The sequence below is a fragment of the Pseudomonas donghuensis genome (genome assembly GCF_000696345.2).
In the GTDB taxonomy this organism is placed as follows: domain Bacteria; phylum Pseudomonadota; class Gammaproteobacteria; order Pseudomonadales; family Pseudomonadaceae; genus Aquipseudomonas; species Aquipseudomonas donghuensis.
Window position 1 is genome coordinate 4,457,450 of the sequence record NZ_CP071706.1, and the last position, 15,280, is coordinate 4,472,729.

Consider the following 15,280-nt stretch of genomic DNA (forward strand, 5'->3'; position numbering starts at 1 on the left):
TTCAGTTTGCAGGCGTGGCAAGGAAAACTCCTACAAAGGCCTAGGGTTAACCCCTATCGCTCACGCCAAATGCGCACTGATACAGTCGCGAACCTCATCCAGTGATGGCTCTATGCTACCTACTAGAACAGCCACCCACCCCCAGGCAAATGGCGCAAAATGACCTCCAAGACTACTTCTGCCAACGCGGTTTCCGAGCTGACTTCATCCACTCCCGCGTACAGCGCTCCCGGCTCGAGTTACTACAGCCCGCGGGCGCTTAACCCGCAGCAGTACCTGTATTTCACCGAAACCGATATCCAGCGCATCCTCGACAACCTCGACGGCCTGCGCGATCTGGTGTTCCCGCCCAGCGTGCACGTCGAAGACGACGCCCAGTTGCGCCTGGACCAGCAGTTCCCTTCGGTGTGCCTGATTGGCCTGGGTCGCTGTGGCTCGAACATCGCCCTGGATGTCGCAGAACTTGTATACAACGCCAGGACCTTCTACCTCAACGAATTCAACAACGAAGACCGCGCGGGCAACGAACCGAACTACAGCCCGGCACGCTGGATTCGCAACAACCTGCGCCTGGTGCAGAACAAGGGCACCAAACCGGTATTCCTGGTAGAGCCATTGGTCATGCTCGGTGACCTGGACAAGGACATCGCCGGGCGCATCCGCTTCTCGCGCAAGGGCGAGAAGAGCGGCTTTATCCGCGATTACAGCAAGATGAAGATCATGGACCTCTCGGAAGTCCATGCCGGGGGTGCCGGTAACGCGCCGATTCTCGGCCAGTACCTGGCCAAGATCATCCTCAACAAGGAAACCCACCGTTTTTCCAGCGCCGACTGGAAGCTGATCCACTCGTACCTGATCGACTCCTGCGGGATCAAGGCCAACCAGTCGCGTTTGTACTTCTACATCTTCAGCGCCGGCGGTGGTACCGGCTCGGGGATGGCATCGGAGTTCGGCCTGGCCCAGCAATACTCGTACATGAACAAGACCTTCGATACCAAGCCGGCCGACGAGAACGACGGCAAGAGCGGCCATTCGTTTGTCTTCGAGCCGATCTTCACCAGCGGCATCTGCGTGCTGCCGAACATTTCCGATCACCGCAGTGAAATGTCCGAAGCCCTGCACATCAACGCTGGCCGGCTGCTGTGTAAGTACCTGTCAGAGGAATGGGATTTCTCTTACAACTTCGACAATGAAGACAGCAGCGAAGCCAGCGTCATGGGCCGTATCCGCCCGTGGAACGCCATGATGCTGATCTCCAACGACATCATGCGTTACGCCGAAGAGAACGATGACGGCAACATCCAGAACATCGACGTCAATGCCATGGAGAAGCACGCCAACCAGTACATCTCCCAGCAGATCTTCAACATCCTCACCGCCCAGGCGGTGACCACCGACTACGACCAGAACTACTTCCGTCGCGCCGGCATCGACATTGGCGAAACCATCCGCCTGGATGCCAACGACCTGTTCATGAGCCTGGCCGGCCCCGTGGCCATCGCCTATGCCGAATCGGTGGTACCGGAACAGCCGTCGCCAAGTTCGGACAAATTCAAAGTGTTCGAGAAAGAACAGCCACGGTTGAACATCGACGACCTGTTCTTCCGCTCCATCGACCTGCCGCACTTCAACAAAGTGACCCAGGCGATCGAAGGCATCAGCCTGTTGCCGATCGAGTCCCGGCGCTACCGCGCCGCCCTCGAGCAGTACCAGGCCTCCGGCTATGACGCGGCAGCGCTGCACGACCTGCACTTCTTCAAGAACTGTTCGTCGGTGGTGTCGATCGTGTCGCTGCCCAAGGACTACAAGCTGTCGTACATGGACCTGAACCGGCTCAAGACGCACCTCAACAGCCTGTTCCCCAACACCACGCTCAAGCGCTACGCGCTGGTCATCGGCGCCTCGGCCAACCTCTCGCTGACCACTCTGATCGCCAAGAGCCCGTGCCTGTCGGACGACTTCCTGACCCTGATCGTGGCCTTCATCAAGCGTTGCTTCGCGCGTAATCCGTACCGTTTCGACGACACCCTGGACAACGCCATCCTCGAGTTCATCACCAGCGAGGCCTTCGACGAAGACCGCATCGACGACCTGCTCAACGAGTTCGAAAACCCGGCGAAGATTCTCGATACCAACTGGTATGCGATCAAACCGATGTACGAGAAGAAGTACCGCGAGCTGATCAACGACAAGAGCAAGTTCGTCTCGATCAATGACATCCGGCTGTCACGCGAATGCGTGAAGAAAGCGGTGAAGTACCTGCGGGAGATTTACCGTCACCGTATCGGCAAGACCCGGGTGATCTCGTTGAACAGCCACACCGGCAAAGTGGATTACTGATTGAAAGCATCGCGGGGCAAGCCCGCTCCTACATTTGTAGGAGCGGGCTTGCCCCGCGATCAGACTGTTACCGCACTCTCTCGGCACACTCAACTGTTACCAACAGCCACCCCGGCTGAACAGTCCCGAGCACCAAAACCTTCTTGCTGTGCATTTTCACGCACCATTTTGGCGCGCGATCAGCCGTTGGTCTTTTCCTGAATCACGATAAACGGCGAAACCACCACTGCCCAGATCTCTGGATCGCGGCTCTGAAGGTCTAGCGCCTGCTCTGTAGTGACCGCGCCGACAGTGCCAGCATTACGCCATGCAGCAAAGGTTTCGCTACGGTTTTCGGCCATTGCCTGCGCAACTTCGATCAGGTCCAGGCTCGGGTCGACCCAAATCAGGTCACCCTTGGCCCAAAAACGCTCCAGCGCTTTCCACTCGATTGTTGCTGTCTCGCCGAGCAATTTGGCATAGAGGGTGCTTGGTTGATCAGTCATGGGTTCCTACCAGAAATAATTCGACCGCAATAAAGGTCGGTATTTTTGCAGAAAAACCCAGTTTCAAAATAAGTAATTGATCGACAAGGTGGTAAATGCCCGGACTCGGCCAGTGAAACAGGCAAAGCAGTGGCGCGTTTATGTAACTTTCTGTCGATTAGGCGACACCCCTGGTTTTTGCCCCAGCGGGCCTGCTTTTCAAGCGACAAAGCAGCGCTCTACACTGTACCGGTACAGTTGCCAGGGCCAATCCGGGGGGTTATCCGGGTCCGTGACGAGGCGTGGCCTCCCACGGAACCTGATCCGGTCCTCAAGCTCTGGCCGCCAGGACTATAAAAATTACAACAGAATGAGTGGAGCACTATGAGTAAGGCTACTAAGCAGATTTCCAAGCTGTTTGCCGCAATGGTTCTGGCCGGGGTTGCCAGCCATTCGTTTGCAGCCGATACCATCAAGATCGGCATCGCCGGCCCGAAAACCGGTCCGGTCACTCAGTACGGCGACATGCAGTTCGTTGGCGCCAAACAAGCCATCAAGGACATCAACGCCAAGGGCGGCGTCGACGGCAAGATGCTTGAAGCCAAGGAATACGACGACGCGTGCGACCCTAAACAGGCCGTGGCAGTCGCCAACAAAGTGGTCAACGATGGCGTCAAGTTCGTGATCGGCCACCTGTGCTCCAGCTCCACCCAACCCGCTTCCGACATTTACGAAGACGAAGGCGTGATCATGATTACCCCGGCTGCCACCAGCCCGGAAATCACCGCTCGCGGCTACAAGCTGGTCTTCCGCACCATCGGCCTGGACAGCGCCCAGGGCCCTGCCGCTGGCAACTACATCGCCGACCACGTCAAGCCGAAAGTGGTTGCCGTGCTGCACGACAAGCAGCAATACGGTGAAGGCATCGCCACCGCGGTCAAGCAGACCCTGGAAGGCAAAGGCACCAAGGTTGCCGTGTTCGAAGGCCTGAACGCCGGTGACAAGGACTTCTCCTCGATCATCCAGAAGCTCAAGCAAGCCAACGTCGACTTCGTCTACTACGGCGGCTACCACCCAGAGCTGGGCCTGATCCTGCGCCAAGCCCAGGAAAAAGGCCTGAAAGCCAAGTTCATGGGCCCGGAAGGTGTCGGTAACGACTCCATCTCGCAAATCGCCCAGAACGCCTCCGAAGGCCTGCTGGTCACCCTGCCCAAGTCCTTCGACGCCGACCCTGCGAACAAGGCCATCGTTGACGCCATCAAGGCCGACGGCAAAGACCCTAGCGGCCCGTTCGTGTTCCCGGCCTACTCGGCTGTCACGCTGATCGCCGAAGGCATCAAGGCCGCCAAGTCCGAAGACTCCGACAAGGTGGCTGCGGCCATCCACGCCGGTACCTTCAAGACCCCGACCGGCGACCTGTCGTACGACGCCAAGGGCGACCTGAAAGACTTCAAATTCGTGGTCTACGAATGGCATTTCGGCAAACCTAAAACCGAAGTTTCTCCTCAGTAATCCCGTCTGACTATATGACTACAAGCCCACTGTGCGAGCAGTGGGCTTTGTTTTACGAGGTTCATGGGCCTGATTCCCGCGATCCGGGAGCAGGTTCACCTGAAAATCTTAAAACCGTCACCAGCGGTTCGCTGGCAGTTGCCTGTGCCGAAGTGGCCAAGACCACAAGACCGGGCCGGGGGCATCCCCACCAGTGAAATGCGTATCAGGTTTTTAGGAGCGCTGTAATGCCTGAGATCTATCACTTCTTCCAACAGCTGGTTAATGGTCTGACCATTGGCAGCACCTATGCCTTGATAGCCATTGGCTACACAATGGTTTACGGCATCATTGGAATGATCAACTTCGCCCATGGCGAGGTCTATATGATCGGTTCCTACGTGGCCTTCATCGCCCTTGCCGGGCTTGCCATGATGGGTATCGATTCACTGCCGCTGCTGATGACCGCCGCGTTCATCGCGACGATCGTCGTTACCAGTGCCTATGGCTACAGTATCGAACGGGTCGCCTACCGTCCGTTGCGTAACAGCAACCGGTTGATCCCGCTGATTTCTGCCATCGGCATGTCGATTTTCCTGCAAAACACCGTATTGCTATCCCAGGACTCCAAGGACAAGTCCATCCCCAACCTGATCCCTGGGAGTATCTCCTTCGGCCCGGGCGGCGCAGAGGAAGTGCTGATCTCCTACATGCAGATCCTGGTTTTCATCGTCACCCTGGTGGCCATGACCGGTTTGACCCTGTTCATCTCCCGCTCGCGTCTGGGCCGGGCCTGCCGGGCCTGTGCCGAAGACATCAAGATGGCCAACCTGTTGGGTATCAATACCAACAACATCATCGCCCTGACCTTCGTCATCGGTGCCGCCCTGGCGGCGGTGGCGGCCGTGCTGCTGAGCATGCAGTACGGGGTGATCAACCCCAACGCCGGTTTCCTGGTGGGCCTGAAGGCCTTTACCGCGGCGGTATTGGGCGGCATCGGCAGCATTCCGGGCGCCATGCTCGGCGGGCTGGTGCTGGGGGTGGCTGAAGCCTTTGGCGCCGATATCTTCGGTGACCAGTACAAGGACGTTGTGGCGTTCGGCCTTTTGGTTCTGGTGCTGTTGTTCCGTCCGACCGGCATTCTCGGCCGTCCGGAGGTTGAAAAAGTATGAACAGACATCTCAAATCGGCGTTTTTCAGCGCCTTGCTGGTCTGGGCCGTGGCCTTCCCGGTACTTGGCCTGAAACTCAGCATTGTCGGCATCAACCTGGAAGTGCACGGCCAAGGGCCACTGACCCTGTCGATCATCGCCGCCTGCTCGGTGCTGATGTTCCTGCGCGTGCTGTTCGACAAGCAGTGGAGCGGCCTGATGAAGTCAGCGCCCAAGGGCTCGCTGGTATCGCCCAAGGTCAGCCACTTCCTGACCCTGCCGCGGACCCAGCGCTACATCATCCTCGGCCTGATCGCCGTGGCCCTGGTGTGGCCGTTCTTCGGCTCGCGCGGCGCGGTCGACATCGCCACCCTGATCCTGATCTACGTGTTGCTGGGCCTGGGCCTGAACATCGTGGTCGGCCTGGCTGGCCTGCTTGACCTGGGTTATGTCGGCTTCTACGCCGTCGGCGCCTACAGCTACGCCCTGCTGTCGCACTACTACGGCCTGAGCTTCTGGATCTGCCTGCCGATCGCCGGCCTGATGTCGGCGACCTTCGGCTTCCTGCTCGGTTTCCCGGTGTTGCGCTTGCGCGGTGACTACCTGGCCATCGTGACCCTGGGCTTCGGTGAGATCATCCGCCTGTTCCTGCGTAACCTCACCGGCCTGACCGGTGGTCCCAACGGGATCAGCAACATCGAGAAACCGACCTTCTTCGGCCTGACCTTCGAACGCAAGGCCGCCGAGGGCATGCAGACCTTCCACGAGTTCTTCGGCCTGCAGTACAACTCGATCAACAAGGTGATCTTCCTCTACCTGGTGGCACTGCTGCTGGCGTTGCTGGCGCTGTTCGTGATCAACCGGCTGCTGCGCATGCCGATCGGTCGCGCCTGGGAAGCCCTGCGTGAAGACGAGATCGCCTGCCGCGCACTGGGCCTGAACCCTACCGTGATCAAGCTCTCGGCGTTCACCCTGGGTGCCTGCTTCGCCGGGTTCGCCGGCAGTTTCTTCGCCGCCCGCCAGGGCCTGGTGACACCGGAGTCGTTCACCTTCATCGAGTCGGCCATCATCCTGGCCATCGTCGTGCTCGGCGGCATGGGCTCGCAACTGGGCGTGATCCTCGCGGCCGTTGTGATGATCCTGCTGCCGGAACTGATGCGTGACTTCAGCGAATACCGCATGTTGATGTTCGGTGCGCTGATGGTGTTGATGATGATCTGGCGTCCGCAAGGCCTGCTGCCTATGCAACGTCCACATATGGAGCTGCGTCGATGAGCCGCGAAATTCTGCAAGTCAGCGGCCTGAGCATGCGCTTCGGCGGCTTGTTGGCGGTCAATGGCGTGGCCCTGACCGTCAAGGAAAAACAGGTGGTGGCGTTGATCGGCCCGAACGGCGCCGGCAAGACCACGGTGTTCAACTGCCTGACCGGTTTCTACAAGCCGAGCGCCGGCAGCATCCTGCTCGACGGCCAGCCGATCCAGGGCCTGGCCGGCCATCAGATCGCCCGCAAGGGTGTGGTGCGGACCTTCCAGAACGTGCGTCTGTTCAAAGAGATGACCGCCCTGGAGAACCTGCTGATCGCCCAGCACCGGCACCTGAACACCAACTTTTTCTCCGGCCTGCTGAAGACCCCGGGGTTTCGCCGCAGCGAGCGCGAAGCCATGGACTTCGCCCAGTTCTGGCTGGACAAGGTCAACCTCACCGAGTTCGCCAACCGTACTGCCGGCACCCTGGCCTATGGTCAGCAACGGCGCCTGGAAATCGCCCGCTGCATGATGACCCGCCCGCGGATCCTGATGCTCGACGAACCGGCGGCGGGCCTGAACCCGAAGGAGACCGAAGACCTCAAGGCGCTGATCAGCGTGTTGCGTGAGGAGCACAACGTCACCGTGCTGCTGATCGAACACGACATGAAGCTGGTGATGAGCATCTCCGACCACATCGTGGTGATCAACCAGGGCACGCCCCTGGCCGACGGTACGCCGGAACAGATCCGCGACAACCCTGAAGTGATCAAAGCCTACCTGGGGGAAGCGTAAATGCTGCAGTTCGAAAACGTTTCCACCTTCTACGGCAAGATCCAGGCCTTGCACAGCGTCAACGTCGAGATCCGCCAGGGCGAGATCGTCACCCTGATCGGCGCCAACGGTGCCGGCAAGTCGACCCTGCTGATGACCCTCTGCGGCTCGCCGCAGGCCCACAGCGGCAGTATCCGCTACCTGGGCGAAGAGCTGGTCGGCCAGTCGTCCTCGCACATCATGCGCAAGAGCATCGCCGTGGTCCCTGAGGGCCGCCGCGTGTTCGCCCGCCTGACCGTGGAGGAGAACCTGGCCATGGGCGGCTTCTTCACCAGCAAGGGCGATTACCAGGAGCAGATGGACAAGGTCCTGCAACTGTTCCCGCGCCTGAAGGAGCGCTTCAGCCAGCGTGGCGGCACCATGTCCGGCGGCGAACAGCAGATGCTCGCCATTGGCCGTGCACTGATGAGCAAGCCCAAGCTGCTATTGCTCGACGAGCCATCGTTGGGCTTGGCGCCGATCATCATCCAGCAGATCTTCGACATCATCGAGCAGCTACGCCGCGATGGCGTGACGGTGTTCCTGGTCGAACAGAACGCCAACCAGGCGCTGAAAGTCGCTGACCGTGCCTATGTGCTGGAAAACGGCCGGGTGGTGATGGAAGGTACCGGTGAAGCGTTGCTGACCGACCCGAAGGTTCGCGACGCCTACCTGGGCGGTTGATCGCCAAAGTTGCATGCTCCAACTGGAAAAAGGCCTTCGGGCCTTTTTTCTTGCCCGCTGTAACGCCTCCACGGCAAGGGACTCTAGTGCTGCAGGTGAGCCAGAACCGCTGGCTCTTGCCTCCTCTGACTACTGGAGTCTCATCATGAACAAGACCCTCAGCGCCGCCGCACTCATCCTCTCCCTGGGTTCGAGCCTGGCCTTCCTGCCTGCGGTACACGCAGCCGACGACATGAACATGAGCAAGGAAGCGAGCATGGACAAGGAGATGAAAATGGACAAGAAAATGGCCGACGACAAAAAGATGGACATGAGCGACGACAAGAAAATGGACAAGAAGATGCCCAAGGACGACAAGATGATGAAAAACGAAATGCACGACGACAAGATGTAACTCCCTAAAGGGTCCGTAGCGCCTGGCTGCTGCGCCGGAACCAGGCCAGCAGGTAATCGGCCAGCACCTGGACCCGCCTGGGCATCCCGCCCTGATAGGGGTGCACCAGAAACAACGGTACGCTGCGCGTCTGATAGTCGCGCAGCAACCACTGCAAGCGGCCGTCAGCGAGCTCCGCATGCAGCATGTACGACGGCAGGCGGGCAACCCCCGCCCCCAGCAGCGCCGCCTTCTTCAGCAAGCTGTAATGATTGCTGGCAAAGCTGCCAGCCACTTGCACCCGCAACAGTTCGTGCTGCTGGTGATACAACCACTCTTCACGGCCGCTGTAGTGGCTGTTGAGCAGACAGCGATGGTCGCTCAACTCGCTCGGCGCCTTCGGTTCCCCATGGCGCTGCAGGTAGCCAGGGCTGGCACAGGTAAGTTCCTGCATGGCCAGCACCGGGCGGGCGACCAGACGTGCGTCATCCTGGACTTCGGTTCGAATCGCCAGGTCGAAGCCGTCACCCAGCAGGTCGCGGTAACCGTTGTTCAGCTCAAGCTCTACCTGCAAGTCCGGGTAGCGCGTGGCGAACTCCAGCAACAACCCTTCAAAAAACGTCTCGCCCAAGGACACCGGCACGGTGATACGCACCGGTCCCGCCAGTTCGTCCTTGAGCATGGCCAGGGTCTGCCGCGCCCCTTCCATCTGCCGCACCAGTGCCTGCGCCTGGGGCAGCAACATGGCGCCCGCAGCCGTCAGGCTCAGCCGCCGTGTCGTGCGGTGCAGCAATTTCACCGAATGGCTGGCCTCCAGGGCACTGATGCGCTTGGACAGCTGCCCCTTGCTCCAGCCCAGTTGTTGCGCGGCCAGGGTGAAACTGCCGGCATCCATCAACACGGCAAAGGCCGCCAGGTCATCGAGGTCGCTCATGGATTGTTTCCACATGAAAACCAAAGGTTGCCTATTAGCACGCTTATCCGCGGAAAAATCCACCCTAGACTTGAGCCTTGTCTTCACTACCCACGAGGAAGGGCCCCATGAAAATCCTGTTGATCGGCGCCAGCGGTACCATCGGTTCGGCGGTTGCCAAAGAGCTGGAACAACGCCACGAAGTGCTGCGCATCGGCCGCAACAGCGGCGACTATCAGGTGGACATCAGCGACAGCGCTTCAATTCGCCGCTTGTTCGAACAGACCGGCCGCTTCGATGCCCTGGTCTGCGCCGCTGGCAACGTGACCTTCGCAGCCCTGGAGCAAATGAACGCGGAGCACTTCGCCCTGGGCCTGAACGACAAGCTCATGGGCCAGGTCAACCTGCTGCTGATCGGTCGCGAGTTCATCAACGATGGCGGCTCGTTTACCTTCACCAGCGGCATTCTCAATCGCGACCCGATTCGTACCGGCACTTCAGCCGCCTTGGTCAACGGTGCCCTGGATGCCTTCGTCAAAGCCGCCGCCATCGAATTGCCCCGTGGCCTGCGGGTCAACGCCATCAGCCCTAACGTGCTGGTCGAGGCCATGCCAGCCTATGCCCCGTATTTCCGTGGTTTCAAACCAGTGCCGGCCGCCGACGTGGCACTGGCCTATGCCAAGAGTGTCGAAGGTTTGCAAACCGGCCAGACCTACCAGGTCGGCTAGACCCTTGTGATCGGCGACAAGCCTGCGTAACGTGGCGGCACCTTTTGCTCGAGATGCTGGAGTTTGCTTGATGCGTGCCGCCCCTTCGCTGTTGCTTGTCGCCGTGTTGCCGCTGTTTGCCGGCTGCCAGATGCTGGCTGAAAAGCCCCAGGCTGCCTCTACCGCCGGCCAGACCCGCATGCAGGGCGAACTGAGCGCCCAGGGTGGGCAACTGCTGTTCAAACCCTGCGAAGAAACCCGCCGCTTTGCCGTCAATGACAGCGGCAACACCGGCCTGCTGCAGGAAGCCAGTGCACTGGCGGCAACCCCCGGCACCTTGTTCGCCGACGTCCGCGGCACGCTGTCGGCCAGCCAGAAAGGCGGCAACGACGGCCAGTTCAATGTGCAGCGCCTGTACCGCGTCGAGCATTCCAGCAGCGCCTGCAGCGACCCCAACTTCAAGCGCCTGACCCTGCGCGCCAGCGGCCACGAGCCGGACTGGAGCCTCAAGGCCAGCGGCAAAGGCATGGTCCTGGAGCGCGTCGGTCAACCGTCCCTGGCCGTGCCCTACCTGGAAGAACAACTGCCCGACGGCCGCTTCAGCCTCAATACCGAAGCCAATGGCCAGAAAGTCGAACTCTGGGTCGCCCCACAACGCTGCGTCGACAGCGCCACCGGCAGTGTGCAACACCTGAGGGCCGAACTGCGGGTCGACGGCCAGACCCTGCGCGGCTGCGCCTATTACGGTGGCTCGCGCAACGACTGATCATCGGCGCACGCGTTTAACCTGCCTGCAAAGGCGGCGAACAGCTTATACTTGGCGGTTTGTGTAAAGCCGCCGGCCGTTCATGGCCGGGATACTGGACCCTGCCATGTTACGAATCACCGAACTGAAGCTGCCGCTGGATCATCCTGATGAAGCCCTGCGCGAGGCCATCGTGCAACGCTTGGGGATCAGCGACGAGCAACTGCTGGACTTCACCCTGTTCAAGCGCAGCTACGATGCGCGCAAGAAGAACAGCGAGCTGCTGTTCATCTACACCATCGACCTGCAAGCGAGCAACGAAGCCGAACTGCTGCAAAAGTTCGCCGACGATCACAACGTCAACGTCGCCCCGGATGTCAGCTACAAAGTGGTTGGCCAGGCCCCTGCCGACCTGCAGGAGCGCCCCATCGTCGTCGGCTTCGGCCCGTGCGGGATTTTCGCCGGCCTGCTGTTGGCGCAGATGGGCTTCAAGCCGATCATCCTTGAGCGCGGCAAGGAAGTCCGCCAGCGCACCAAGGACACCTGGGGCCTGTGGCGCAAAAGCGTGCTCAACCCCGAGTCGAACGTGCAGTTCGGCGAAGGCGGCGCCGGGACCTTCTCCGACGGCAAGCTGTACAGCCAGATCAAGGACCCGCAGCACCATGGCCGCAAGGTGCTGCACGAGTTCGTCAAAGCCGGTGCGCCGGATGAGATTCTCTACGTCAGCAAGCCGCACATCGGTACCTTCCGCCTGACCGGCATGGTTGAGAACATGCGCCACGAGATCCAGGCGTTGGGCGGCGAAGTACGCTTCGAGCAAAAGGTCACCGACCTGCTGATGGACGACGGCCAGCTCAACGGCGTGGTGCTGGCAAGCGGCGAACAGCTGCACTCGCGCCACGTGGTCCTGGCCCTGGGCCACAGTGCCCGTGACACTTTCCGCATGCTGCATGCCCGTGGCGTGTTCATGGAGGCCAAGCCGTTCTCGATCGGCTTTCGTATCGAGCACCCGCAATCGCTGATCGACCAGGCGCGCCTGGGCAAGTACGCCGGCCACCCGAAACTGGGCGCTGCCGACTACAAGCTGGTGCACCACGCCAAGAACGGCCGTTCGGTCTACAGCTTCTGCATGTGCCCGGGCGGCACCGTGGTTGCCGCTACCAGCGAGCCGGGCCGAGTCGTGACCAACGGCATGAGCCAGTACTCGCGTAACGAGCGCAATGCCAACTCCGGTATCGTCGTTGGCATCACCCCTGAGCAAGATTATCCGGGCGGCCCGCTGGCCGGTATCGAGCTGCAGGAAAAGCTCGAAGCCCACGCGTATGTGCTGGGGGGCAGCAACTACCAGGCGCCGGCGCAACTGGTCGGTGACTTTGTCGCCGGGCGACCCTCCACGGCTATTGGCAGTGTCGAGCCTTCGTACAAGCCTGGCATCAGCCTTGGCGACCTGGCACCGAGCCTGCCTGATTTTGCCATCGAGGCGATTCGTGAAGCGTTGCCGGCCTTCGATCGGCAGATCAAGGGCTACAACCTGCCTGACGCAGTGCTGACCGGTATCGAAACCCGTACCTCATCGCCGCTGCGCATCACCCGTGATGCCAGCATGCAGAGCCTGAACCTCAAGGGCCTGTTCCCAGCGGGTGAAGGCGCAGGTTATGCCGGCGGGATCCTGTCGGCGGGTGTTGACGGGATTCGCATTGCTGAAGCGGTGGCGCGCAGCATGCTGGGCTTGCAGGCCTGATTCATACCGCAACACAGTAATCGCCGGCAATGCCGGCTCCCACAGGGGTCTGAGTCGCAGCGGACCTTGTGGGAGCTGGCCTTGCCAGCGATGGGCTGCAAGGCAGCCCGCCCTTCAAACACCCTCGCGCAATACCGACGCCGGCAACGCCTCACCGCGCTCGACACACGCCTGCACCGCCTCAATCAAGCCCTCCAACTGATACCCCTGCCCGCTCAACCATTCCTGGTCATAGTAAGTGGTGGCATAGCGATCGCCGCCATCACACAGTATTGCCACGATCGAGCCGGCCTCCCCTGCTGCGCGCATCTGCTGCGCCGCCGCCAGGGCGCCAATCAGGTTGGTGCCGCTCGAACCGCCGACCCGTCGGCCCAGGCGCTGCGCCAGGTAATGCATGGCCGCCAGTGACAGGGCGTCCGGCACCTTGACCATGGCATCGATCACTTGTGGCAAAAACGAAGCCTCCACCCGTGGCCGGCCGATGCCTTCAATACGTGATCCGCAGTCCAGGCGCAGGGAACGGTCACCGGTCCTGTAGCTGTCGAAAAATACCGAGCGCTCGGCATCGGCGCACAGTACCCGGGTAGCATGCTGGCGATAGCGCACGTAGCGGCCCAACGTGGCGGTGGTGCCGCCCGTACCCGGGCTGGAGATCAGCCAGCTCGGCTCGGGGAACTGCTCGAAACGCATCTGGGCAAAGATCGATTCGGCGATGTTGTTGTTGGCCCGCCAATCGGTAGCGCGTTCGGCATAGGTGAACTGGTCCATGAAGTGCCCGCCACGTTCCCGGGCCAGACGCTCGGACTCGGCGTAGATCTGCGTCGGATCCTGCACCAGATGGCTCTGGCCACCGTAGAAGGCAATCTGGGCGATCTTCTCCTGCGATGTGCTGGCAGGTACCACGGCAATGAAAGGCAGCCCGAGCAAGCGCGCAAAGTAAGCTTCGGAGATTGCTGTCGAGCCGCTGGACGCCTCGATCACCGGCGCCCCCGGGCGCAACCAGCCATTGCACAAGGCATACAGAAACAACGACCGCGCCAGCCGGTGCTTGAGGCTACCGGTGGGGTGGCTCGACTCATCCTTGAAATACAGCTCGACCTCGGGAAAGCCTGGCAGGGGCAACGGGATAAGGTGGGTATCGGCGCTGCGCTGGAAGTCCGCCTCAATAATGCGGATGGCTTCACGGGCCCACTGGCGGTGATCGGTCATGGTCGATTCTCGGGCAAAAAAGTCGAAGTTCAACAGAACATGTTAGGAAAATTCCGATAACTACTAAAGATACAGCCACGGTGAATTATCGACTGCAACTGCTAGGCTGCAGGGCGTGAGTTGGTTACAGCATATAACAAAAAAGAATATAGTTTTTGTTTTAAAGAATATCACCACAGGGTAGGGTGTGCCCCTATCAGAACCTTCAGGATGGAGAGCGCCCTTGCCCCTGCGTAGCACTTTCACACGTTTCTTTCAGTTGGAAGCTGCCAGCGGTCTATTACTGATTGCTGCAGCCGCCCTGGCCCTAATCATCAACAACTCGCCGCTGTCTTACCTGTACAACGGCCTGCTGGATGTTCCGGTGGTCGCCCAGATTGGCGCCCTGAAAATTGCCAAACCCTTGCTGTTGTGGATCAACGACGGCCTGATGGCCTTGTTCTTCCTGCTGATCGGCCTTGAGGTCAAGCGCGAGGTGGTCGACGGCCACCTCTCCAAGCCCTCGCAGATCGTCCTGCCCGGCGCTGCCGCCATCGGCGGCATGGTGGTACCGGCACTGATCTACTGGTTCCTCAACAAGGACAACCCGGCCGCCGTGGCTGGCTGGGCCATCCCCATGGCCACCGACATCGCCTTCGCCCTCGGCGTGCTGGCCCTGCTGGGCAAGCGCGTACCGGTTTCGCTCAAGCTGTTTTTGATGACCCTGGCGATCATCGACGATCTGGGCGCGATCATCGTCATCGCCCTGTTCTACTCCGGCACGTTGTCGAGCCTGTCGCTGGGCCTGGCGGCGGCCTGCCTGCTGGTGCTGATCGCGATGAACCGGCTGGGGGTGGTCAAGCTCGGCCCGTACATGGTGGTCGGCCTGATCCTCTGGGTCTGCGTGCTCAAGAGCGGTGTGCATGCCACCCTGGCCGGGGTCACCCTGGCGCTGTGCATCCCGCTGCGCACGAAAAACGCCGAGCCCTCCCCGCTGCTGAGCCTGGAGCATGCCCTGCACCCTTGGGTCGCCTATGGCATCCTGCCGTTGTTTGCCTTTGCCAACGCCGGTGTGTCGCTGGCGGGCGTCAGCCTTGAAAGCTTTACCCATCACGTACCCATGGGCATCGCCGTCGGCCTGCTGGTGGGCAAGACCCTCGGGGTATTCGGCTTCGCCTGGGTGATGATCAAGGCAGGCATGGCTGCGTTGCCCGCAGGCGCCAATTGGGGCCAGGTGCTTGGGGTCGCGATTCTCTGCGGCATCGGCTTTACCATGAGCCTGTTTGTCGGCTCCCTGGCCTTCGTCCCGGGCAGCAGCGAGTACGCCGGCATGGACCGCATGGGGATCCTCACCGGTTCCATCCTCGCCGCACTGATCGGCTACGGCATCACCGCGCTGTCGAGTCGCAAGCCCGCCGTGGCCTGAA

At 60.7% G+C, this 15,280-nt stretch carries 14 protein-coding genes; 11 read left to right on the top strand and 3 right to left on the bottom strand.

Going from position 1 to position 15,280, the window contains the following annotated elements; genetic code table 11:
* The first annotated feature begins 159 nt into the window (after positions 1 to 159).
* Positions 160 to 2,340 (top strand): hypothetical protein, encoded by a 2,181-nt coding sequence (locus BV82_RS20735; protein WP_010221094.1) that lies wholly within the window; start codon positions 160 to 162, stop codon positions 2,338 to 2,340.
* A gap of 179 nt (positions 2,341 to 2,519) precedes the next feature.
* On the opposite strand, the gene BV82_RS20740 is transcribed toward BV82_RS20735, so the two are convergent.
* The gene (locus tag BV82_RS20740; RefSeq protein ID WP_010221093.1) at positions 2,520 to 2,825 is read right to left on the bottom strand and encodes a DUF2288 domain-containing protein; all 306 of its coding nucleotides are present in this window, start codon (positions 2,823 to 2,825) and stop codon (positions 2,520 to 2,522) included.
* A gap of 363 nt (positions 2,826 to 3,188) precedes the next feature.
* Here BV82_RS20740 and BV82_RS20745 point away from each other — a divergent pair, with 363 nt between their 5' ends.
* The 6 genes from BV82_RS20745 to BV82_RS20770 all read left to right on the top strand — a co-directional run bounded on the left by BV82_RS20745 (position 3,189) and on the right by BV82_RS20770 (position 8,580).
* Entirely contained in the window at positions 3,189 to 4,316 is a 1,128-nt protein-coding gene (locus BV82_RS20745; protein WP_010221092.1) for a branched-chain amino acid ABC transporter substrate-binding protein, read from the top strand.
* 227 nt (positions 4,317 to 4,543) lie between these two features.
* Positions 4,544 to 5,467, top strand: a complete 924-nt coding sequence (livH, locus tag BV82_RS20750; protein ID WP_010221091.1) for a high-affinity branched-chain amino acid ABC transporter permease LivH — start codon at positions 4,544 to 4,546, stop codon at positions 5,465 to 5,467.
* Positions 5,464 to 6,720: a high-affinity branched-chain amino acid ABC transporter permease LivM gene (locus tag BV82_RS20755; RefSeq protein WP_036996628.1), complete on the top strand. Its 1,257-nt coding sequence runs from the start codon at positions 5,464 to 5,466 to the stop codon at positions 6,718 to 6,720. The genes livH and BV82_RS20755 overlap by 4 nt, the downstream gene beginning before the upstream one ends.
* The gene (gene livG, locus BV82_RS20760; protein ID WP_010221089.1) at positions 6,717 to 7,484 is read left to right on the top strand and encodes a high-affinity branched-chain amino acid ABC transporter ATP-binding protein LivG; all 768 of its coding nucleotides are present in this window, start codon (positions 6,717 to 6,719) and stop codon (positions 7,482 to 7,484) included. The genes BV82_RS20755 and livG overlap by 4 nt, the downstream gene beginning before the upstream one ends.
* A complete protein-coding gene (locus BV82_RS20765; protein WP_010221088.1) occupies positions 7,485 to 8,186 on the top strand; it encodes an ABC transporter ATP-binding protein in 702 nt (233 codons plus the stop codon).
* Between the two features lie 145 nt (positions 8,187 to 8,331).
* Complete coding sequence (locus tag BV82_RS20770; RefSeq protein WP_010221087.1) at positions 8,332 to 8,580, top strand: hypothetical protein; 249 nt, start codon at positions 8,332 to 8,334, stop codon at positions 8,578 to 8,580.
* A 4-nt stretch (positions 8,581 to 8,584) separates the two neighbouring features.
* Here the strand turns inward: BV82_RS20770 and BV82_RS20775 are convergent, their stop codons facing one another.
* A complete protein-coding gene (locus BV82_RS20775; RefSeq protein WP_036996630.1) occupies positions 8,585 to 9,493 on the bottom strand; it encodes a LysR family transcriptional regulator in 909 nt (302 codons plus the stop codon).
* Positions 9,494 to 9,600: 107 nt separating this feature from the next.
* Here BV82_RS20775 and BV82_RS20780 point away from each other — a divergent pair, with 107 nt between their 5' ends.
* From BV82_RS20780 to BV82_RS20790, 3 genes are all read left to right on the top strand, one after another.
* Positions 9,601 to 10,200, top strand: a complete 600-nt coding sequence (locus tag BV82_RS20780; RefSeq protein WP_036996631.1) for a short chain dehydrogenase — start codon at positions 9,601 to 9,603, stop codon at positions 10,198 to 10,200.
* 70 nt (positions 10,201 to 10,270) lie between these two features.
* Positions 10,271 to 10,945, top strand: a complete 675-nt coding sequence (locus BV82_RS20785; protein ID WP_010221083.1) for a COG3650 family protein — start codon at positions 10,271 to 10,273, stop codon at positions 10,943 to 10,945.
* A 106-nt stretch (positions 10,946 to 11,051) separates the two neighbouring features.
* On the top strand, positions 11,052 to 12,665 hold the full coding sequence (locus tag BV82_RS20790; RefSeq protein ID WP_036996632.1) for an NAD(P)/FAD-dependent oxidoreductase: 1,614 nt from the start codon (positions 11,052 to 11,054) through the stop codon (positions 12,663 to 12,665).
* Positions 12,666 to 12,779: 114 nt separating this feature from the next.
* Here the strand turns inward: BV82_RS20790 and BV82_RS20795 are convergent, their stop codons facing one another.
* A complete protein-coding gene (locus BV82_RS20795) occupies positions 12,780 to 13,874 on the bottom strand; it encodes a PLP-dependent cysteine synthase family protein (RefSeq protein WP_036996634.1) in 1,095 nt (364 codons plus the stop codon).
* A gap of 223 nt (positions 13,875 to 14,097) precedes the next feature.
* Between BV82_RS20795 and nhaA the strand changes: the two genes are divergently transcribed.
* Complete coding sequence (nhaA, locus tag BV82_RS20800) at positions 14,098 to 15,279, top strand: Na+/H+ antiporter NhaA (RefSeq protein ID WP_010221080.1); 1,182 nt, start codon at positions 14,098 to 14,100, stop codon at positions 15,277 to 15,279.
* Position 15,280 lies beyond the last annotated feature (1 nt).

Excerpts from the sequence above, each read along its gene's own strand:
- BV82_RS20735 (WP_010221094.1), top strand. The coding sequence starts at position 160 with ATGACCTCCAAGACTACTTCTGCCAACGCGGTTTCCGAGCTGACTTCA.
- BV82_RS20740 (WP_010221093.1), bottom strand. The coding sequence starts at position 2,825 with ATGACTGATCAACCAAGCACCCTCTATGCCAAATTGCTCGGCGAGACA.
- BV82_RS20745 (WP_010221092.1), top strand. The coding sequence starts at position 3,189 with ATGAGTAAGGCTACTAAGCAGATTTCCAAGCTGTTTGCCGCAATGGTT.
- livH (WP_010221091.1), top strand. The coding sequence starts at position 4,544 with ATGCCTGAGATCTATCACTTCTTCCAACAGCTGGTTAATGGTCTGACC.
- BV82_RS20755 (WP_036996628.1), top strand. The coding sequence starts at position 5,464 with ATGAACAGACATCTCAAATCGGCGTTTTTCAGCGCCTTGCTGGTCTGG.
- livG (WP_010221089.1), top strand. The coding sequence starts at position 6,717 with ATGAGCCGCGAAATTCTGCAAGTCAGCGGCCTGAGCATGCGCTTCGGC.
- BV82_RS20765 (WP_010221088.1), top strand. The coding sequence starts at position 7,485 with ATGCTGCAGTTCGAAAACGTTTCCACCTTCTACGGCAAGATCCAGGCC.
- BV82_RS20770 (WP_010221087.1), top strand. The coding sequence starts at position 8,332 with ATGAACAAGACCCTCAGCGCCGCCGCACTCATCCTCTCCCTGGGTTCG.
- BV82_RS20775 (WP_036996630.1), bottom strand. The coding sequence starts at position 9,493 with ATGAGCGACCTCGATGACCTGGCGGCCTTTGCCGTGTTGATGGATGCC.
- BV82_RS20780 (WP_036996631.1), top strand. The coding sequence starts at position 9,601 with ATGAAAATCCTGTTGATCGGCGCCAGCGGTACCATCGGTTCGGCGGTT.
- BV82_RS20785 (WP_010221083.1), top strand. The coding sequence starts at position 10,271 with ATGCGTGCCGCCCCTTCGCTGTTGCTTGTCGCCGTGTTGCCGCTGTTT.
- BV82_RS20790 (WP_036996632.1), top strand. The coding sequence starts at position 11,052 with ATGTTACGAATCACCGAACTGAAGCTGCCGCTGGATCATCCTGATGAA.
- BV82_RS20795 (WP_036996634.1), bottom strand. The coding sequence starts at position 13,874 with ATGACCGATCACCGCCAGTGGGCCCGTGAAGCCATCCGCATTATTGAG.